The organism is Pseudomonas sp. (assembly GCF_037994325.1).
Lineage (GTDB): Bacteria > Pseudomonadota > Gammaproteobacteria > Pseudomonadales > Pseudomonadaceae > Aquipseudomonas.
Window position 1 is genome coordinate 1 of the sequence record NZ_JBBNAH010000350.1, and the last position, 17468, is coordinate 17468.

The following is a 17468-nucleotide window of genomic DNA, read 5'->3' on the forward strand; positions in this document are numbered from 1 at the left end:
GAGCAGGCGCACATCCGCGAGGCTGCGGTGGCGGTGCAGGAGGGGCCGACTGGCAAGTACCTGGTGGGTTATCTGGTCGCCAGCAGCGCGCAGAGCGCCGCTTCACCCGGTGCGCAGGTGTTGGAACATAGCCTGTGGTTTGAACAGATCAAACAGCGCCTGCGCAGCGAACTGCCCGACTATATGGTGCCGCTGCACTGGCAAGTGCTTGAGCGTATGCCGCTTAACGCCAACGGCAAATTGGACCGCAAAGCGCTGCCGGCGCTGGAGTTTGGCGCATTGCCCGGGCAGGCCTATCAAGCGCCGCGCAATGAGTTGGAGCAGCAACTGGCCGATATTTGGGCGCAGGTGTTGAAGGTTGAACGGGTGGGCGTGCACGACAACTTCTTTGAACTGGGCGGGCATTCGCTGTTGGCCACGCAGATCGCCTCGCGGCTGCAAAAGGTGCTGCAACGCAACGTACCGCTGCGGGCGATGTTTGAATGCAGCTCGGTGGCGGAGCTGGCCGAGTATGTCGCCAGCCTGGATAGCGCGGCGCTGACGGAGCACAAGGCCGAGCGGGTGAGTGATTTGATGGCCAGGCTGGAGGCTATGTAAGCCTGGGTTGCTGAGGTAGGGGTATGCCTATCCGCGTAGAGGGTGCTGCGTGCACCGTACGCGGACGGGCCGACCTTGGTGGTTATTCAACGCCGCGATGTGTGCGCTGAGCGGATAGGCGCGCTGGCCGTGATCATTTTTCACCAAGAGCTAGTGTGCTTATCAGCACGGACCATCGACGGTGCACACCGTAATCGTGAACTCATCGGTATTACCCATGCAGTTGTCGTCGTAGCTGGAGATTTTTACCGGCAGTTGCAGGGAGAACGCCATGCGTAAAAAAGATAGGCGGTCACGCCAGCGGGTGTCGCTGGCTTTGTACCAAATCTCGGTGGCTGACCTGCCTTTGAGCGAAACCGCTTTTAGCCAGCTGCCGGCGGGACTTTTATCGGTGCTAACCAAGACACTGTTATCGCCACCGTCTCTGAGTTCCATAAAGGTGATCCGCCCTTGCTCACAAGCGGTATCCGCGAGGGCAATTACCGGCGAGGCAATCAGGGTAGCGGCCAAGGACAACATTACGGCTCTTTTTAACCTGGCGTTGGAAGAAGGACCTTTAGACATTGCAGTTACTCCATCAGCGTCAATGAGCGTTGATGGTGACCGCGTGCGTTGCCGGTAATAAGAGGTCGCTTCTCCCTGCGGCGTGTTACGTGGCGTGCATGGCCTGCAGATATATCCGGCAAAAATGATGTTAGAGACGACGCGGTGAGCGGAGCGCAGGGATCGACCATCGGACATAAAAAACGCCTGATATGCGTGGGCATCAGGCGTTGCAGATTGTTGTCTCAGCGCGTGTCAGTAGACGGGAGAACGGGCGATCAGGGGTTTGTGACGTTGATGGTGAACTCGTCAGAGGGCCCCATGCAGTTAGGGTCTTTACTGGTTATTTGCACCGTTTGGCCCAGGGCAAATGCTGTACGCAACACCCTGAGGCGGTCGCTCCAGCGAGTTTCGTTGTCGTACCAGATTTGCGTGGCCCATTGGCCGTTGGTGCGGAACACTAGCGAGTGATTGCTGGGCATGGAGGCCGTCACGACGCGCACCTCGCTTGACCTCCCACTTGCCAGTTGCAGCATAAGAATTCGCCCAACGCCACACGCGGTGGCGTTGGCGGCGGTGGGGAGGGCGCTCAACACAGCGAGGGCAGCCAGGCTCGGTAGAATGCACGCCATGCGGGAAGTTTTCGCAGTCATTGAGTTTACTCCATCAGGTGCAATGAGCCCTGATGGTGAGGCAACTGAGCGGCAGCAGATAAGCAGACCCTTCCGCCTTAAATAGGCCAACGTGTCCGAGAAAAAGAAGGGATTATTCCGCGAGAACAGACTTTTTTCAGGTGACTGGGGGTGACGGTAGCGGCTTTAGAACAGCGTGTCGTCGTCCTGCGGACCGTGCGTGTCGGTTTCTTTGGCACGCAGCCAAGCCAGGCGTTGGTGCAGTTGAGCGGCGAAGGTGCGGGCGGCTAGTTCTTCGGCAAAGGTCACGCCCCGGTAGCCGATGCGCACACGCCAGCATTGCTGCCCGCGTAGCTTTACATACTCGACATGCACGTTATTCATTGCCGCTCCCTGTTCGCCGCTCACTACGCCGCAGCGCGAAGAGTAACGGGGTGAGTACGAGGGTGCAATTGTAGGCGTTTGTAGTGGCGCGGTTACCACGCAGCAGCGTCGCTCAAGGTGTGTTGCAGGTCGTGCACACCCTACGCCAAGCGCGTTCGCCAATAGGGTGTGGCGGTCCGCGTTCGAGGCGCACACCACCGTGCAAACCAGGCTTTGGGTTAGTGCGTGGTCAACGCCAGCAGGGCAACCGTGCCAATCAGGTAAAACCCGACGCCGGCCCAGGCGCCGTTGCGCACATATTTCGCGGTCATGCTCATGAGCGGATTCCTTGCCGTTAAGCGTTGCAGCCAGCGTCGGCCACCAGTTGGCTGATGGCTTGGCGTTCGCTGAGGTGGGTCGGCATTTTCAGGGTTACCATGGCGCCGTCGAGCAACTGGATGGCCAGCTCCGACTCAAAGTGCAGACCGGTTTCGTCCAGCGTGGCGTAGGTCACGCCGTATACGTTTTTGCCGGTTTCGCTAAACATGCTGCCCATGGTGTTCTCCCTGATTTCCTGCGGTTGCTGAGTTGTTACCTGCGCTTGCTTACTTGGTGTCTTTTTTGCTGGCCTGCGCTGGCGCCGGGTTTTTATCCGCGCTGCGATACAGTTCTGCGTTCAAGTGGCTGGCGAAGGCCGAGGCGGCAACCAGGCTGGCGATAGCTCCGAATTTGTTCATGGCGATTTCCTCATCTGTGGTGGGCGGTGTTGCCCGATGGGTCGCATGATTGCCGAGTAGCGCCATTGCCAGAAGTGAATGGGCGGCATGGTGACTATCGAAGCGGCTGATACAACGAAGCGCCGCTATCAACCGGCGGATATGGCGAAGGGGAGCGTGCTCAATAAAGTATCCGCCGCGTAAAATTTTATTGACGAGTGCGGCGCGTGTCGGATCGCTTAGACAAAGCAGAAAAAACTAGGAAAGCGCCACAGGGATCTGTTTATAGGTTTCTTTGCGCGCGCCGCTGTGTTAAATAAAACAAACAGCTGGCCTCTACCTACATCGCTTCAGGAAATCCCTTATGTCGTTACGTATCTGCATTCTGGAAACAGACATCCTGCGTCCAGAACTGGTTGAGCAATATCAAAGCTATGGCTCGATGTTCGAACAATTGTTCGCCCGCCAGCCGCTCGCCGCCACGTTCAGCAAGTACAACGTGGTCGAAGGCAACTACCCCGCAGATGACGAACGTTTCGACGCCTACCTAGTAACCGGCAGCAAAGCCGATTCCTTTGGCACTGACCCGTGGATTGAAACCCTGAGAACTTACCTGCTCGACCGCTATCAACGCGGCGACAAACTGCTGGGTATCTGCTTTGGTCACCAACTGCTGGCCTTGCTGCTGGGCGGCAAAAGTGAGCGCGCTCATCAAGGTTGGGGCGTGGGCACCCATCGCTACCAGGTGGCTGAGCAGCCAAGCTGGATGAGCCCGGCGATGGACGAGCTGACCCTCTTGATCAGCCATCAAGACCAGGTCACCGCGTTGCCCAAAGACGCTACCGTGATTGCCTCCAGCGAGTTCTGCCCAATTGCGGCGTACCGCATCAACGACCAAGTGCTGTGCTTCCAAGGCCACCCGGAGTTTATTCACGACTACTCGCGGGCCTTGCTCGATATTCGTCAGCAACACTTGGGCGAGCAGATTTACAAAACCGGTATCGACAGCCTGCAGCACGACCACCACGGCGCGGCGGTGGCGGAATGGATGATGCGCTTTGTCGCGCAGGATAAAGCGGGGCAGTTAGCCTGATATCGGCACGCCCTACGGACTTCACACGCTTACGTTAACCAACGCCTGCTCGCTATCGCCATGTTCACTGCGGTAGTGGCGTTGGTTTTCTTCTGCTTGCTTGGCAAACAACGTCTGCACCTTTTCGGCAATACCGGCTTCCACGTTCTGCCGCGCTTCTGGGGTCATATTCGCCAGGTCTTCTTCGCTAATGCCCAGCTCTTCCAGAATGGACGCGCGCAGCTTTTCACCGGGCGTCATATCCATCCATTCGTGGAATTCTTGCGAGGCGGTTTTGCCCGTCTTGGCGCTATCGTTTGCGCTCATTTCGCTGCTGGCGCTGTCAGAACTGGACATGCCTGCGCTGGCAATCCCGCTGAGCGCTAGCTTGAGCTTGGCGAAGGCCTCTGCATCGAAGTCGCCGGTATTGTTAATGGCGAAATCGGCATTCGCGGCCTTGGCAGCAGCCGCGCTTTGGGCGCTGGCTTGTTCGTCAGCGGGGAGGTTGAACTGCTCTTTGTTATTAGGATTGGCGCGGGTATGCCAGAGCTGGGCGGCATAGGCGCCAAGGGAAGCGATGGTGCTCATGGGGCGTGTCCTTCGCATGACCATTCGAGTGAATGGGTGCTACAGCAAAGGCTATGCCAAGCTTTTATGTAGTTGATTTATAGTGTTTTGTACTGATTTTTCGGTGGCGCTGGGCGGCAAATAGTCACCGCTCAGCGGCGAGCGTTTGCCGTCGGAGACTATCTCCCAGGAATAAGCGTAACCATGGACTATCTCGATTTATTGCAATGGCCCGCCATGGTGGTAACCGTGTTGGCCGCCTGGCTGATCGGCGCGCAAAACGCGCGGCGACGTATGGCGGGGTTCTGGGTATTTATCGCCAGCAACGTGCTGTGGGTGATCTGGGGGCTGCACAGCAACGCTTACGCGTTAATCCTGCTGCAGTTTTGCCTGTGCGCCATGAACTGCCGCGGCCTCAAGAAAAATGCCGACACAGTCACACAGCAGTAGCCTCGACGAAGCGTTCTTATCCACCGGCTATAGTCATGTCTTACTGCCGAAACAAACGGGGTCCGCTTTATGGACTGGCTGGTCACCTACAGGTACAACAACGTCGAACGCCATTTGAAGTTACAGGCACGCACGGTCCCCAATATTCAGGTGGTGGCGTTTCGTGCGGTGACGGAGGTGTTTGGTGAGAAGCCGCCGGTCAACAAGGTGGCGGGGCAACCTGTGTTGGAATGGATGCGTGCCTGTGGCGTGGACCTTACTGATGTTGTTCTGCTGCGGCGTAGCAGCCGCAATGCCAGCCCCGAAAATACCAGCCCCGAAGATGAAAGCTCGGCGCTATAGGTTGGGTCCACGGCAGACACCAAAAAGCCCGAGGTTTGCGCCTCGGGCTTTTGCATATTTGGCGTTGGCGACACCGCGTTTTAGCAGGCCACAGCCTTTTGCGCCCGGCGTTGACGCAATTCCTGATTGGAGCGGCGCGCCAGGGTTTTTGCCTTGGTCACGTGAATTGGGCCTTCAACGTAGGTAGGCAAGTCACGCTCAACCCAGGCGGCGTCATCGCCACGCCAGCGCAGCAGACCCGCTTCAATTTTGATCTCACGGTGCAGTTCGCGAATCAGCGTTTGCATGCGCACCGGGCTCAGGAGCTCTTCGCTTTTAATTGCCTTACACAGTGGCTTGCCATTCTCGCTTGCCAGCGACAGCAGCAACGAGCCGTCGGGGCGCGGTTTGATCGCGACGGTGTGTTGTGGAAAGGCGTCGAAGAATTCTTTTATGGCCAGTTGCATTCCGTGTACTCCACGATTCTTTTCAGGTGGAGTACATAGAGCAGATGCCGTGCCAGAATTTATTTAGTAAAAAATCTATATAAATCAATAGGATATTATTTTATAAAACCGCTTCGCTCGTGCACTTTGCATGATGAGCAAAAAGCCACCTTGCAAAATGCATGGTGGCCTCGCCCCCGACGCGCAACCCAGGGTGTGCTGTGCGCACCAAACCATCGCTGCCTAGCTAAATGGCTGTTGAAACGGTGTTTTCACTGGCACATCGGGGCCCAATTCGTCATGTTCAAACACTTGCGGTTGATAGCCGCGACGCACGGCTTTACGCGGCACTCGTTGGGCGACTTCTGGCAAATGCTTAAGCTGATAAGCCGGCGGCAGCTCACTGCGGGCGCGCCCCAGGCCGCGATAAATCGCTACCGAGCCCAGCACAATGTCTGCGGCGCCGAGCACACCTTTAATCGCCATGCCTTTGCGGATCAGCAAAACGCCCCCCGCCACAGCGAGCAAGCGTTCGAGGTAACCAGGGTTGGCCATGGGTGTGCTCCTCTTATCAGTTAACTAGTTCTTATCAGTTAGATACTGCGGTCGCTGCCTGGCTGTCGCAGGCCTGTTACAGGTTCTGAGCAGGGGGCGCTGGCCAGAGTTCAGGTTTTTCCGCAGACGGTAATTTGCGTGGGCAAAATTGTTGAACTCTGGCGCCCAAATACACACCTATCCTCAAGGGAGGCGCTGCGCCAAGCGCTCAAGCACCAGCCTTGCGCGGCCTTTATGGCCGACTGGTTTGGGTTTTAAACGCACGCCCCCGCAAATTTGCCTGCCCTGCGCCTTGCTTATCCGCTGCGCGGCAGGGGACTGAAAAACAGCATTCGGGGACGAGGAGCACGGTAATGAAGAGAGATTGGGAGCTGGTCAGGGAAATGCTGTTGGAGATTGAAGCCTTGGACAAAGGCCACCACTTTTTCCCCCTTAGTACCGCTGAGCACTCCAGCGATAGCGTCGCCTATCACCTGCACCTGCTTGAACAGGCCGGCTTGGTCGAGTGTGCAGACCATCGCCCACTCAGTGGCGAGTTGGTGCGTATCGGTAAATCCCTGACGCTCACGGGGCATGACCTGCTCGACCTGATCCGCGACGAAGGCCTATGGATGGTGAAAAAAGCCTTCCTTATCGAGCACCTGGGCGGCATTACCATTGATGCGCTCAAATCCACCATGGCCATGTACCCCAGCGAAAGTGGCAGCGCCCTGAGTGTTTCCCGGCATGCGCAGAACGACGCCGTCTTTAACTGATACGGCAACTGATACGGCCGCTATTACTCACCCGGTAGCGTCGGCAGCCCAGTGCTGCCGAATGGCTGCTGCATTCACTCGTGTTCAAATTCTCTGACCGAGGCACGCCCCATGTCCGCCGATCGCAAATCGCACGATGCTTCCAACTCTTCCACGCAAGCCGAAGCCAGCACGCCAGACGTTCAGGCCTTTAAGCAAAGCATCCTGGCCAAACTCAAATACGCCGTCGGTAAAGACCCCGCCAACGCCTATATCCACGACTGGTTTGAAGCCATCGCCCTGGCGGCCCGCGACCACCTGGTGGACAACTGGGAAGAGTCCGAAGCGCGCATCGACCGCAAACCGCAGAAACGCGTGTACTACCTGTCGTTGGAGTTTTTGATCGGTCGCCTGCTGGTCGATTGCCTGAGCAACCTCGGCCTGTTGGAAACGGCGCGCCTGGCGTTGGCGGAGTTGGATGTCGATATTGAGCGCATCCGCGAGGTTGAGCCCGACGCCGCCTTGGGTAACGGCGGTTTGGGTCGCTTAGCCGCGTGCTTTATGGAAAGCATGGCCACGCTAAATATCGCCGGCCACGGATACGGCATCCGCTACGAACACGGCCTGTTCAAACAGGTGATCAGCGATGGCTGGCAACACGAGCACACCGAAACCTGGCTCGACTTCGGCAACCCCTGGGAATTCGAGCGGCCGGAGGTCAGCTACAACATCGGCTTTGGCGGCAGTGTAAACACCGTTACCGAGCGCAACGACGTGCCGCGCCAACACTGGCAACCCAATGAAATTATCCGCGCCATCGCCTACGACACCCCGGTAGTGGGCTGGCGCCGCGCCGGTGTCAATGCCCTGCGCCTATGGCGGGCGCGGGCCCTGGAAGACCTGCAACTGGAACGCTTTAACGCCGGCGATCACCTCGGCGCCGTTGCCGACGTGGTACGTGCCGAAAGTATTTCCCGCGTGCTGTACCCAGCCGACAGCACCGAAGCCGGCCAAGAACTGCGTTTGCGCCAAGAATTCTTCTTTGTTTCCGCCTCGCTGCAAGACTTGTTGCACCGGCATATGCGCCTGCACGGCGATATTCACTCACTGCCAGACAAAGTAGCCATTCAGCTCAACGACACCCACCCGGCCATCGCCGTGGCCGAGCTGATGCGCCAGTTGGTCGACGTGTACCGCATCGAATGGTTCCAGGCTTGGGAGTTGACGGTGGCGACCCTGTCTTACACCAACCACACCTTGCTGCCCGAAGCGCTGGAGTCGTGGCCGGTTTCGTTGATGGAACGCCTGCTGCCGCGGCATATGCAGATCATCTACCTGATCAACGCCTACCATATCGACTCGCTGCGGGCCAAAGACATCCATGACTTCGACCTGCTGCGCTCGGTGTCATTGATCGATGAAGACAATGGCCGCCGTGTGCGCATGGGTAACCTGGCATTCCTCGGTTCCCACAGCATTAACGGCGTTTCCGCACTGCATACCGAGCTGATGCGCGAAACAGTTTTCCGCGACTTGCACAAGCTCTATCCAGACCGCATCCGCAACAAAACCAACGGCGTCACCTTTCGCCGCTGGTTGTACCAAACCAACCCGGCGCTGACCCAACTGCTGATCGACACCATCGGCCCAGGCGTGCTCGACAGCCCGGAAACCTCGCTGGTCAAACTCGAACCCTTTGCCGACAAACCGGCGTTCCGCAAACAGTTCATCGCCCAGCGCCAACACAGCAAAGTAGCCCTGGCGCGCTTGGTAAAAGAACGGCTGAACATCGACCTCAACCCCGAAGCCATCTTTGACGTGCAGGTCAAACGGATTCACGAATACAAACGTCAGTTGCTTAACCTGCTGCATACCGTGGCGTTGTACCAAGCCATCCGTAACGACCCCACCACCGACTGGGTGCCACGGGTAAAAATCTTCGCCGGCAAGGCCGCCGCCAGTTACTACCAAGCCAAGTTGATCATCAAACTGGCCAACGACATCGCCCGCACCATCAACGCCGACCCCACCGTGCGTGGCCTGCTGAAAGTGGTGTTTATCCCTAACTACAACGTCAGCCTGGCCGAATGCATCATTCCGGCTGCTGACCTGTCTGAACAGATCTCCACGGCCGGCATGGAAGCCTCTGGCACCAGCAATATGAAATTCGCCCTTAACGGCGCTTTGACCATCGGCACGCTCGACGGCGCCAATGTGGAAATGAGCCAACTGATCGGCGAAGAACATATGTTTATCTTCGGCATGACCGCTCAGGAAGTGAAAGGGCGCATGCACACCGGCGACTACGACACCATTCACGTGATCAAACAGTCGGAACGCCTGAACGGCGCGCTGGAAGCCATCAGCAAAGGCGTGTTCTCCCCTGATGACACCGAACGCTACGTCGGCCTGATTGACGGCCTGGTGCACCACGACCGCTACATGCTCTGCGCCGACTTCGACGCCTACTGGGATGCCCAGCGCCGCGTTGATGAACTGTGGAAGCAGCCGGACCTGTGGTGGCGCTCAGCCGTGCTCAACACCGCGCGCACCGGCTGGTTCTCCTCCGACCGCACCATTCGCGAATATGCCGAAGACATCTGGAAAGCCATGCCGCCGGCGAAGAAAAGCAAGTAGCGGACTAACCCGTCGCTCCCGCGGAGGCGCCAACCCTGGATCCCTGCCTACGCAGGGATGACGGAGTTACTGGAAAATACCCCGTCGCTCCCGCGAGGGCAGGAACCCCAATACCTGCCTACGCAGGGATGACGGAGTTGCTGGAAAGTACGTCGTCATTCCCGCGAAGGCGGGAACCCAGGTACGCATAAGCGACATAAACCCACGTGCCATCCCTCCTGGTTTCCCGTAGGCTCTTGCGCCACAACCTCGAATCCGTGCCTGCGCGGGGATGACGGAGTTACCGGAAAACACCCCGTCTTTCCCGCGAAGGCGGGAATCCAGGTGCGCGCCAACGACCTCTTTACAGTGCCAGAGCTGCTATGACCCACCCCCGCATCGGCTTCGTCTGCCAATACAAACACCCCGACCGTGACCTCTCGCCAACGGCGCTAAAACTGATCGAAGGCCCCTTCAACCCGCGCACGACAACATTGCGCTGGATGGAATCCGTCACGCCCGCCGAGGCGCGGGAAAAGCTGGTGGAAGTGGTTACCCACAACCTGGCTGCACAATTGCGCTTGCTGGCCTACGTCGCGCAACTGCCGCCCACCTTGCGCATGCTGCGGCTAAGCAGCGACTTACTGCCGTTCTACAGCCACGCCAAAGTGCACCACGTCTATCAAGACCCCGCCATCGCCCAACAGCTTATCGACGGCTTCGCCGCCATTGGCGAACTGGCGCGTTCAGCCGACATTCGTTTGTCCTTTCACCCCGGCCAATACTGCGTACTCGGCTCAGAAAACCCCGGCGTGGTGGAAAACAGCCTGGCCGAGTTTGAATACCACGCCGACATGATCCGCATGATGGGCTACGGCCGGCGCTTTCAAGACCTTAAATGCAACGTGCATATCGCCGGGCGCTTAGGCGTAGAAGGCACGCGGTCGATCTGGCCGCGGCTGTCGGAAGTGGCGCGCAACTGCATCACCTTTGAAAACGACGAAAAAACCTACGGCCTCGACGACTGCCTGCAAATGGCCGACCTGGCGCCGGTGGTGCTAGACATTCACCACCTATGGATTCACGAGGGCGAGTACATCGCCCCCGATGCACCGCGGGTGCAACGCGTCATCGACAGCTGGCGCGGCGTGCGCCCGACCATGCACTACTCGCAACCGGTCGAAAGCCTGCAAACCCTGGGCTTTGCCGCCGAACAGAAACTGGAAATGGAAGCCCTGCTGAAGGTCGTGAGCAAACGCGACCTCTACGCCCACAGCGACCGCATGTGGAACCACTGCACCAACACCTATGCCGCGCAGTTTCTCGACCGCTTCGACATCATGCTTGAAGCCAAAGACAAGAATGTCGCAAGCCTGGAGTTCTACGCGCAGGTAGAGCGTCGGTTGGGTTGAGCGCAGCGAAGCCCAACAAGGATCACCCCGTAGTCCGCTGGTAACTATTCGTCGACCCACACCGTTGGGCTTCACCTCGGGTTCAACTCAACCTACGCAAACCGATGGCAACGTGCCGTTCGCCATGCAGCGCCGCAGCCGCTTACAGCTACGCCAAACGCCATGCCACCAGCGCGCGCTACAGCTTTGGCACGGGCAAAGTGGGCGACCTGGGTGGTTTCGCCTCAGCGCTGATTCTTGGCCTGGTGGCGCTCGCCATGTCAACGTGCTTGGCCACGCGACAGCCAGCGCCGAAAGCATTCTTGAACGGCTAAAACCCGTGCATGAAGTCAGCCACCTGACGGTAGAATTTCGCGCGGTTTAAGCGGGGAAGGGCGCAGGTCAAGCAACCTGCGGCACAACGGTAAGCGTGATTTACGGCACCGCGTAAAACTCGTAATCCATCGCAATAGTGCCGTTATCGCGGTAGCTGATATACAGCACCTGCGCGTCATTGCTGGCGACAAACGCGTAAGGCCATTTACCGTTGGCTTTACGCATTTGCTCATACAGCGGAATAAAAAAGTCCTTAGTTTGCCCCTGCGGATCGTACGGCAGCTGCACGTGAAAAATCGGATAGTGCCCACCATTGCACAGCTGCACACGCTCAATCGGGATGGCGTTTTTCTCCAAAACCGCGCGGGTAGGGTGCTTCCAAGTGGCCAGATCCACATCGTGGCAATCGCTGACCATTTTGCTGTACAGCTCAGTATTTTCTAGCGCAGGCGCTGCTGCGGCAGCCAAGCCAGGAAGCAAAAACAGCAAAGCAAATAGACGCGCCACGGTAAGTGCTCGAAAGAAATAAGAGCGCGATTGTAAAAGGAAACGGCGGGGCAGAAGGGGATGGAATTGGCATCGTGTTTAGCTCGCCAAGAACCCCGCCATAAGCGGGGTTTTTTGTTGTCGGCATGAGTGCCAGGCAAGTCGCGCCAGGGGCATAACGTTGCTACCTGGCGCGCAGGTCTTGCAGTGGCAATGCAGGCGTTTTTGGTGAGCACGGCGAAGCTCAAGGTTGTGCAGCCCGCGCTTATGGTCCGTTGAGTGGCTTAAGTTGGGCTTCGCGGTGCTCAACCCAACCTACGCAACCCCTCGGCCCGAGCCGCTTACATCGCCGCCAAACAAGCCGTCGTGTTTAAAAGACGCGTCATAACGATCAACGCCCAGGCCGCTGCCGTATGCACAGCGCCCGAGGGTATGAGCGCAGCCTCCCTGCCGTGATCAATGAATACCTACAGCACTTTTCCAAGCCTCTGGCTTCGTATGCATAAGGGGCGTAGCCATTGAACTGCCGCCCACTCGTTATCTGAGGAGCAAGCCGCCAGTGCAGCCTAACCAACCTTGGTCATTTACCGAACGGGAGCGGGCGCAGGTGGAGCGCTTTAACCAGAAGCTCGCCTGGGTACCGCGCTTTCGAATCCGCAATCGGCTAGCGCCGTTCTTAATTCAATCGCTGTTGCGCGTTAGCCAGATCGCCGGGCCAGATAAACTCGAGCGCCATGGCCTGGTGGCCGAACACCAGTCAGTGAACACGCCTGAAGGGCCGGTGCCGGTGCGCATCATCCGCCCCAGCGGCAAAGCCAAAGGGGTGGTGCTCGACTTCCACGGTGGCGGCTGGGTAATCGGCAACGCGCAAATGAACGATGGCTTTAACCTGGCGATGGCCAAGGCGTGCGACGTGGCGGTGGTGTCGGTCGACTACCGGCTGGCCACCACCACGCCCATCGAAGGGCTGATGGCCGACTGCCTGGCAGCGGCGCGCTGGCTGCTTGGTGACTGTGAAGAGTTTGCGGGGCTTCCCGTGATTGTCGTCGGCGAATCGGCAGGCGGGCACCTGGCCGTGGCCACATTGCTAGGGCTGAAAGCCTGGCCGCAGTTGCTGCAACGGGTAAGCGGGGCGCTGCTGTACTACGGCGTCTACGACCTGACCGGCACCGCCAGCGTGCGCGCCGCTGGGCCGGATACATTGGTATTGGACGGCCCCGGCATGGTCGCCGCACTGCGCCTGCTCACCCCCGACCTGACTGACGAACAACGCCGCCAGCCGCCGCTCTCACCGCTGTACGGCGACCTGAGCGGTTTGCCCCCGCCACTGATGGTGACCGGCGAGCTTGACCCTCTGCGCGACGACACCCGCGAACTTGCCGAGCGCTGGCAACACGTCGCCGCTGTTGAAGTGCATGTGCTGCCGGACGCCCCCCATGGCTTTATCCATTTCCCCACCGTGATGGCCGATAAGGTGTTGGCCCATGGCCGGCAATGGATTAGCCAGCGGTTGATAAACAACGTCTAACGGGTCCGGTTGGGTTGAAGCGGGCGTGCTAGAGTCCCGCGCCTCTTATACAAGGAACGCGTTATGCGGCGTATTGCAGCGGCGGCGGCACTGGTGCTTTTGAGCGGGTGTTCAACGATGGCCGAAACCTTTGACGACTCGGCCCGTTGTGGGCCGCGGCCGTATTGCGGATCGGCTACCGATATTGAAGTGATTTCGGCCTTGGGCGAGGAGAACGCCGGGGTGTTTCAGGTGCTGGCGCCGCTGGCGCTGATTGATCTGCCGTTTAGCGTGGTGGCCGATACGTTGTTTTTGCCTTACACCCTGTTTAACCAGAACCCCTGAGAAGCTGGCGCAGCAGGGTAAAGCGCGTAATCCCATTGGTGCGCACACCGAGCGCGGACCGGCACACCCTACGGACGATATTTCCCAAGCATGGGATAAGCCGTAAAAAGCCGTTGCCATAGGCCGCAAGCCAGCTCTATAGTCCCGCCGTCGCTGCATATCAGCGATTGGGTTTGGCGACCCAGACGACGGCGCATCAGCGCCAATCACTAAGATGCAGGCGCTTTTTTTGCGCCTGTCGCTTAGCTATGGCGGCTGTGCGCGGGATACCTTCGGGTATGCCGGCTCGTCGTCCGGTTCGCCAACCTGCGTACAGCTGCCACCCTATTCGTTTGGCGACGAGTAATGGCGGTCTCTGAAACTTAACGACGAGATCCATCTATGAACGACAACTCCAAAGTAACCACCACCCAACCTTTCGACACCATGGACAGCGTCCCGCTGTTTTCCGTGAATGCTGGCGTGCCCATTGAAGACGCGCTACTGCGGGCAGAGCAGTTGATGAGGTACGTCGAAAGCCTGGCCGCTGCCGACGCGCTAATCGACAAAAACCAGGAGCGCGCCGTTATCCAACACCTCAGCGAAATGGCCAAGGCGCTGGTAAAAGCCAGCCACGGAAAAGCCGCCTAAAGGTTGTTAGCCGCGCGTGCGTAGAAGGAGACCTAGGTCTCCTTTTTTATGGGCGTATGTACTCAACAGCAAGGCGAGCGAGCAGTGCGCGCACGGCCGCGTTTATGATGGGCACCCGCCAGCCGCAATCGGCCCTCCGCTGATCAGCCATTAAATTGAAAGCGGCAATTGCCTTTCCATTAGCCAGGTGTCTGCCTACATGTCGCTCAACCCGGTTCTGTTACGTCGGCGCCGTTGGATGCTTGTTTTCTCTCTGCCGTTTACGCTGCTAATGGTGGGCACCTGTGCCTATTCGTTGTTCTTGATAGGGGCGGCCGACGAGCGCCTGGTGAGGTGGATAGCAGGCTTTATGGCGTTCGGAACGTTTTGCGTGGGCGGCACCTTCGGTAAAGCCGTGCTTGAGGCGCTTTATGACCTGCAGCCCGCCGTAATCATTGACGCAAGCGGGGTGACGGACAGACGCGGAGCCGGCTTGCTCGCGTGGCAGGACATCGAAAGCGTCAAAGTGGACCCAGATGAGCAACTCATTCTGGTGAAATTTGTCGCCAATGCGGCGACTGCTCGAAGTGGGTTAATCAGCAAAACGCGGCGGCTTTTCCAAGGCGCGGATTACACGGTGGCGTTGGGTGGGCTTAGCTACAACCCCCGCACGCTGGCTCGGGCGTTGGCCGAGCACCACCGCCAGAGCCGCGCTCGCTGAGGCACGTGCAGGTGCTTCAGCCTCACATTGCCTCTCTAATGCGACGACACAAATATCGAAACCTTTGACGACTCAGCCCGTTGTGGGCCGCGGCCGTATTGCTGGTCGGCTAGCGATATTGAAGTGACTTCGGCGTTGGGCGATTAGAGCGCCGGGGTGGTTCAGGTGTTGGCGCCGCTGGCGCTGTTTGATCTGCCGTTTAGCGTGGTGGCCGATACGTTGTTTTTGCCTTACACCCTGTTTAATCAGAAAACATGAAAAGGTGGCGCAGCAGGAATAACCGCGTAATCCCATTGGTGCGCACACCGAACGCGGACCGGCACACCCTACGCGCGACATTTCCCACGCACGCGATAAGCCTAAAAAAGCAGTTGCCACAGGCCGCAAGTCGGCTCTATTTTTTGCGCCTGACGCTCAGCTATGGCGGCTGTGCGTGGGATGCCTTCGGGTATGCCGGTGACTCTATTAGACCGGCTCGCCAACCTGCGTACAGCTGCCACCCCAATCGTTTGGCGACGATTACTGGCGGTCTCAAAAACTTACGGTGAGAGTCCCGTTATGAATGACATATCCAAAGTAACCACTAACCAACCCTTCGACACCATGGACAGCGTCCCGCTGTTTTCCGTCAACGCTGGCGTGCCCATTGAAGACGCGCTGCTACGGGCAGAACAGCTAATGAGGTACGTCGAAAGCCTGGCCGCTGCCGATGCCCTAATCGACAAAAACCAGGAACGCGCCGTTATCCAACACCTCAGCGAAATTGCCAGGGCGCTGGTAAAAGCCAGCCACAGGAAAGCCGCCTAAAGGTTGTCAGCCGCTCGTGCGAGAGAGGAGACCTTGGCGAGTGTCCTTTTTATCGGCGAGCAGGGCGCTCGAAGCTATTTCGCCCGTGCCGCATTGGCCTCCACGAGTTTGAGTAGTTCTGCGCAATCGGTTTCATAACCACGAAGTGGCAGATTATTTATAAAAGCTGCCCAGTCTTTTAAAGCTTGCGGGCTTTCAGCCTTTGCAACCGACTCAGTGCGGGCGCCAAGTTTCGTCAATACATCCGAATAGCACATGTTTAGGCTGAAAGATGTTGAGAAGATACCGGCATAAAAAAGTACGGCAGCAGGGAGGGTGATTAGTACAATTGCCAAGAGCGTTTTCAGAAACACCTCTAATACTCCATTGCCTTTATAGTGCAGAGAATGGGCGCTGCTTACAGCCCTTGTCGATAGTCAGAATACTGATGACCTTTGCAAAGCACCCTTTGCAGGGTGAAGTCTTTTTTAATAATTGAAGTTCCATAACTCGTGGTGATAAATATTTTTCCCTCTGCTGTAGTCCAGGAGTCTTTCGGTGCGCCATCAAGCCCGAACAGAACTTTAGTATCCAAAGATGCGCCGTTCTTAGTGATCAAATAAACCTTGCCTCTGTTAGACATCATATGGGAAAGCCCCGCCACGACCACAATTCCAAACTCGGTTGGGTACATATCACGGATGTTGTCTGAAATAATTTTCTGGGCATTACCTTTCGCGTCGATAAGCATAAGTTCACCACCCCATTCACCTCGATTGCTACCGGCTAACCAATCGTCTCCCATTTTTAATGCGATCCTGGGTACTTGGGCAATTTGCTCTTCCTGCCGACCGTCTTTGCCGTAGCTGTAAACGGTTGCCGTGTAAGAGAGTGCTTTAAGCCGTTCCTTTGAATTCTTAAACGTGAGTTTGTTTTCAGAGATGGGTTCAGCCGCGTGCGTGCAATCAACCTCTGCAAACGGGCGGGCATGCGCCGACATTGCCGACATCGCACAGAACAGCGCCAGGGTCGCTTTGCAAGGGGTAGGCATAATTTTTCTCGCTGGGATTACAGTGCAAACGCTTAGCTAGCGGGGGTTAGGCGTTACGCCGAGTTCACCTAGCTAAGGCCGAAATCAAAGATAGTGCGCAGTGCACTGCGCTCGCAGCGATAAAACTCGGTAAAGCCGCAACGCGCGCAGGCGACAAAGGAAAATTTCTCGGTTTCGACCTCGAAAATGCTGGAAAGAATACCGCCTGCCGTGCGCGATTCGCCCACCTCGAATTTCTCTTCCCCGCACTTTACGCACTGATACTTCTTGCCCTGCGTCGAAGTGTTCATTGCCTTATGTGCTTCGACCTCCGTCGCGTTGGGTGTCGAGGGGCAGTGGCACTTTATACAGGCGCTCGCACCGGCCTCATTCGACTGGTCGCATGCCAGGCAGGTCCATTTGTATTGAGGCATAAAACGTCCTTTTAATGGTAGTAGGTGGAGTACGAAGGAACACGTATGAACCATACATCGCTCACTCTATACGGATTAACAATGCTCGAGATTTGTCGGCTTAATGTCAAAAATATTTGCCACTCTGCGTTTCTCAAAGTGTATACCTGGTGTGCGTCAATGCTGGCGTTGCAGTAGTTTAAATCTGGCTACTATCGTGATGGGCGAGGGT

Annotated in this window: 25 protein-coding genes and 1 pseudogene; 14 read left to right on the forward strand and 12 right to left on the reverse strand. The window is 57.5% G+C overall.

Features of this window, described 5'->3' with window-relative positions; translation table 11 throughout:
* On the forward strand, positions 1–597 hold a 597-nt coding region (locus AAAB16_RS11825), incomplete at its 5' end, for a phosphopantetheine-binding protein (protein ID WP_340663490.1).
* Between the two features lie 162 nt (positions 598–759).
* On the opposite strand, the gene AAAB16_RS11830 is transcribed toward AAAB16_RS11825, so the two are convergent.
* The 5 genes from AAAB16_RS11830 to AAAB16_RS11850 form a co-directional block, all read right to left on the reverse strand.
* The gene (locus AAAB16_RS11830; protein WP_340663491.1) at positions 760–1116 is read right to left on the reverse strand and encodes a hypothetical protein; all 357 of its coding nucleotides are present in this window, start codon (positions 1114–1116) and stop codon (positions 760–762) included.
* A 302-nt stretch (positions 1117–1418) separates the two neighbouring features.
* Positions 1419–1793 carry a hypothetical protein gene (locus AAAB16_RS11835; protein WP_340663492.1) on the reverse strand — a complete coding sequence of 125 codons (375 nt, stop codon included), beginning with the start codon at positions 1791–1793 and terminating at the stop codon, positions 1419–1421.
* Positions 1794–1958: 165 nt separating this feature from the next.
* Positions 1959–2156, reverse strand: coding sequence for a hypothetical protein (locus AAAB16_RS11840; protein ID WP_340663493.1), 198 nt, complete (start codon positions 2154–2156; stop codon positions 1959–1961).
* Positions 2157–2490: 334 nt separating this feature from the next.
* Entirely contained in the window at positions 2491–2691 is a 201-nt protein-coding gene (gene ptrC, locus AAAB16_RS11845) for a type III secretion system co-regulatory protein PtrC (RefSeq protein ID WP_340663494.1), read from the reverse strand.
* A 49-nt stretch (positions 2692–2740) separates the two neighbouring features.
* Positions 2741–2872, reverse strand: a complete 132-nt coding sequence (locus AAAB16_RS11850; RefSeq protein WP_340663495.1) for a hypothetical protein — start codon at positions 2870–2872, stop codon at positions 2741–2743.
* 343 nt (positions 2873–3215) lie between these two features.
* On the opposite strand from AAAB16_RS11850, the gene AAAB16_RS11855 reads away from it, so the two are divergent.
* Positions 3216–3944: an amidotransferase gene (locus AAAB16_RS11855; RefSeq protein WP_340663496.1), complete on the forward strand. Its 729-nt coding sequence runs from the start codon at positions 3216–3218 to the stop codon at positions 3942–3944.
* Between the two features lie 21 nt (positions 3945–3965).
* On the opposite strand, the gene AAAB16_RS11860 is transcribed toward AAAB16_RS11855, so the two are convergent.
* Positions 3966–4511: a hypothetical protein gene (locus AAAB16_RS11860; RefSeq protein WP_340663497.1), complete on the reverse strand. Its 546-nt coding sequence runs from the start codon at positions 4509–4511 to the stop codon at positions 3966–3968.
* A gap of 183 nt (positions 4512–4694) precedes the next feature.
* Here AAAB16_RS11860 and AAAB16_RS11865 point away from each other — a divergent pair, with 183 nt between their 5' ends.
* Both AAAB16_RS11865 and AAAB16_RS11870 read left to right on the forward strand, forming a co-directional pair.
* A complete protein-coding gene (locus tag AAAB16_RS11865) occupies positions 4695–4940 on the forward strand; it encodes a hypothetical protein (protein ID WP_340663498.1) in 246 nt (81 codons plus the stop codon).
* Between the two features lie 69 nt (positions 4941–5009).
* Positions 5010–5282, forward strand: coding sequence for a hypothetical protein (locus tag AAAB16_RS11870; protein ID WP_340663499.1), 273 nt, complete (start codon positions 5010–5012; stop codon positions 5280–5282).
* 80 nt (positions 5283–5362) lie between these two features.
* Here the strand turns inward: AAAB16_RS11870 and AAAB16_RS11875 are convergent, their stop codons facing one another.
* Entirely contained in the window at positions 5363–5728 is a 366-nt protein-coding gene (locus tag AAAB16_RS11875; RefSeq protein ID WP_340663500.1) for a DUF3509 domain-containing protein, read from the reverse strand.
* A gap of 222 nt (positions 5729–5950) precedes the next feature.
* Positions 5951–6262 carry a hypothetical protein gene (locus AAAB16_RS11880; protein WP_340663501.1) on the reverse strand — a complete coding sequence of 104 codons (312 nt, stop codon included), beginning with the start codon at positions 6260–6262 and terminating at the stop codon, positions 5951–5953.
* A 353-nt stretch (positions 6263–6615) separates the two neighbouring features.
* On the opposite strand from AAAB16_RS11880, the gene AAAB16_RS11885 reads away from it, so the two are divergent.
* From AAAB16_RS11885 to AAAB16_RS11900, 4 genes and pseudogenes are all read left to right on the forward strand, one after another.
* Positions 6616–7017: a DUF2513 domain-containing protein gene (locus AAAB16_RS11885; RefSeq protein ID WP_340663502.1), complete on the forward strand. Its 402-nt coding sequence runs from the start codon at positions 6616–6618 to the stop codon at positions 7015–7017.
* A 111-nt stretch (positions 7018–7128) separates the two neighbouring features.
* Positions 7129–9633 (forward strand): glycogen/starch/alpha-glucan phosphorylase, encoded by a 2505-nt coding sequence (locus AAAB16_RS11890; RefSeq protein WP_340663503.1) that lies wholly within the window; start codon positions 7129–7131, stop codon positions 9631–9633.
* Between the two features lie 362 nt (positions 9634–9995).
* Positions 9996–11024 carry a UV DNA damage repair endonuclease UvsE gene (uvsE, locus tag AAAB16_RS11895; protein WP_340663504.1) on the forward strand — a complete coding sequence of 343 codons (1029 nt, stop codon included), beginning with the start codon at positions 9996–9998 and terminating at the stop codon, positions 11022–11024.
* Between the two features lie 131 nt (positions 11025–11155).
* Positions 11156–11284, forward strand: a pseudogene (locus AAAB16_RS11900) (cation transporter); the annotation flags it as partial.
* A 154-nt stretch (positions 11285–11438) separates the two neighbouring features.
* Here AAAB16_RS11900 and AAAB16_RS11905 read toward each other — a convergent pair.
* Positions 11439–11846 (reverse strand): hypothetical protein, encoded by a 408-nt coding sequence (locus AAAB16_RS11905; protein WP_340663505.1) that lies wholly within the window; start codon positions 11844–11846, stop codon positions 11439–11441.
* 538 nt (positions 11847–12384) lie between these two features.
* On the opposite strand from AAAB16_RS11905, the gene AAAB16_RS11910 reads away from it, so the two are divergent.
* From AAAB16_RS11910 to AAAB16_RS11935, 6 genes are all read left to right on the forward strand, one after another.
* Positions 12385–13353 (forward strand): alpha/beta hydrolase, encoded by a 969-nt coding sequence (locus AAAB16_RS11910; protein ID WP_340663506.1) that lies wholly within the window; start codon positions 12385–12387, stop codon positions 13351–13353.
* 63 nt (positions 13354–13416) lie between these two features.
* Positions 13417–13677, forward strand: a complete 261-nt coding sequence (locus AAAB16_RS11915) for a YceK/YidQ family lipoprotein (protein WP_340663507.1) — start codon at positions 13417–13419, stop codon at positions 13675–13677.
* A 381-nt stretch (positions 13678–14058) separates the two neighbouring features.
* On the forward strand, positions 14059–14307 hold the full coding sequence (locus AAAB16_RS11920; RefSeq protein ID WP_340663508.1) for a DUF3077 domain-containing protein: 249 nt from the start codon (positions 14059–14061) through the stop codon (positions 14305–14307).
* Between the two features lie 199 nt (positions 14308–14506).
* Positions 14507–15007, forward strand: coding sequence for a hypothetical protein (locus AAAB16_RS11925; RefSeq protein ID WP_340663509.1), 501 nt, complete (start codon positions 14507–14509; stop codon positions 15005–15007).
* 156 nt (positions 15008–15163) lie between these two features.
* Positions 15164–15265 carry a YceK/YidQ family lipoprotein gene (locus AAAB16_RS11930; protein WP_340663510.1) on the forward strand — a complete coding sequence of 34 codons (102 nt, stop codon included), beginning with the start codon at positions 15164–15166 and terminating at the stop codon, positions 15263–15265.
* Positions 15266–15565: 300 nt separating this feature from the next.
* Entirely contained in the window at positions 15566–15814 is a 249-nt protein-coding gene (locus AAAB16_RS11935) for a DUF3077 domain-containing protein (RefSeq protein WP_340663511.1), read from the forward strand.
* 74 nt (positions 15815–15888) lie between these two features.
* Here the strand turns inward: AAAB16_RS11935 and AAAB16_RS11940 are convergent, their stop codons facing one another.
* From AAAB16_RS11940 to AAAB16_RS11950, 3 genes are all read right to left on the reverse strand, one after another.
* Positions 15889–16167: a hypothetical protein gene (locus tag AAAB16_RS11940; RefSeq protein ID WP_340663512.1), complete on the reverse strand. Its 279-nt coding sequence runs from the start codon at positions 16165–16167 to the stop codon at positions 15889–15891.
* Positions 16168–16211: 44 nt separating this feature from the next.
* A complete protein-coding gene (locus tag AAAB16_RS11945; RefSeq protein ID WP_340663513.1) occupies positions 16212–16844 on the reverse strand; it encodes a hypothetical protein in 633 nt (210 codons plus the stop codon).
* A gap of 68 nt (positions 16845–16912) precedes the next feature.
* Complete coding sequence (locus AAAB16_RS11950) at positions 16913–17257, reverse strand: zinc ribbon domain-containing protein (protein WP_340663514.1); 345 nt, start codon at positions 17255–17257, stop codon at positions 16913–16915.
* Positions 17258–17468 lie beyond the last annotated feature (211 nt).

Coding starts and splice junctions, on each gene's coding strand:
- AAAB16_RS11830 (WP_340663491.1), bottom strand. CDS start 1,116: ATGTTGTCCTTGGCCGCTACCCTGATTGCCTCGCCGGTAATTGCCCTC.
- AAAB16_RS11835 (WP_340663492.1), bottom strand. CDS start 1,793: ATGACTGCGAAAACTTCCCGCATGGCGTGCATTCTACCGAGCCTGGCT.
- AAAB16_RS11840 (WP_340663493.1), bottom strand. CDS start 2,156: ATGAATAACGTGCATGTCGAGTATGTAAAGCTACGCGGGCAGCAATGC.
- ptrC (WP_340663494.1), bottom strand. CDS start 2,691: ATGGGCAGCATGTTTAGCGAAACCGGCAAAAACGTATACGGCGTGACC.
- AAAB16_RS11850 (WP_340663495.1), bottom strand. CDS start 2,872: ATGAACAAATTCGGAGCTATCGCCAGCCTGGTTGCCGCCTCGGCCTTC.
- AAAB16_RS11855 (WP_340663496.1), top strand. CDS start 3,216: ATGTCGTTACGTATCTGCATTCTGGAAACAGACATCCTGCGTCCAGAA.
- AAAB16_RS11860 (WP_340663497.1), bottom strand. CDS start 4,511: ATGAGCACCATCGCTTCCCTTGGCGCCTATGCCGCCCAGCTCTGGCAT.
- AAAB16_RS11865 (WP_340663498.1), top strand. CDS start 4,695: ATGGACTATCTCGATTTATTGCAATGGCCCGCCATGGTGGTAACCGTG.
- AAAB16_RS11870 (WP_340663499.1), top strand. CDS start 5,010: ATGGACTGGCTGGTCACCTACAGGTACAACAACGTCGAACGCCATTTG.
- AAAB16_RS11875 (WP_340663500.1), bottom strand. CDS start 5,728: ATGCAACTGGCCATAAAAGAATTCTTCGACGCCTTTCCACAACACACC.
- AAAB16_RS11880 (WP_340663501.1), bottom strand. CDS start 6,262: ATGGCCAACCCTGGTTACCTCGAACGCTTGCTCGCTGTGGCGGGGGGC.
- AAAB16_RS11885 (WP_340663502.1), top strand. CDS start 6,616: ATGAAGAGAGATTGGGAGCTGGTCAGGGAAATGCTGTTGGAGATTGAA.
- AAAB16_RS11890 (WP_340663503.1), top strand. CDS start 7,129: ATGTCCGCCGATCGCAAATCGCACGATGCTTCCAACTCTTCCACGCAA.
- uvsE (WP_340663504.1), top strand. CDS start 9,996: ATGACCCACCCCCGCATCGGCTTCGTCTGCCAATACAAACACCCCGAC.
- AAAB16_RS11915 (WP_340663507.1), top strand. CDS start 13,417: ATGCGGCGTATTGCAGCGGCGGCGGCACTGGTGCTTTTGAGCGGGTGT.
- AAAB16_RS11920 (WP_340663508.1), top strand. CDS start 14,059: ATGAACGACAACTCCAAAGTAACCACCACCCAACCTTTCGACACCATG.
- AAAB16_RS11925 (WP_340663509.1), top strand. CDS start 14,507: ATGTCGCTCAACCCGGTTCTGTTACGTCGGCGCCGTTGGATGCTTGTT.
- AAAB16_RS11935 (WP_340663511.1), top strand. CDS start 15,566: ATGAATGACATATCCAAAGTAACCACTAACCAACCCTTCGACACCATG.
- AAAB16_RS11945 (WP_340663513.1), bottom strand. CDS start 16,844: ATGCCTACCCCTTGCAAAGCGACCCTGGCGCTGTTCTGTGCGATGTCG.
- AAAB16_RS11950 (WP_340663514.1), bottom strand. CDS start 17,257: ATGCCTCAATACAAATGGACCTGCCTGGCATGCGACCAGTCGAATGAG.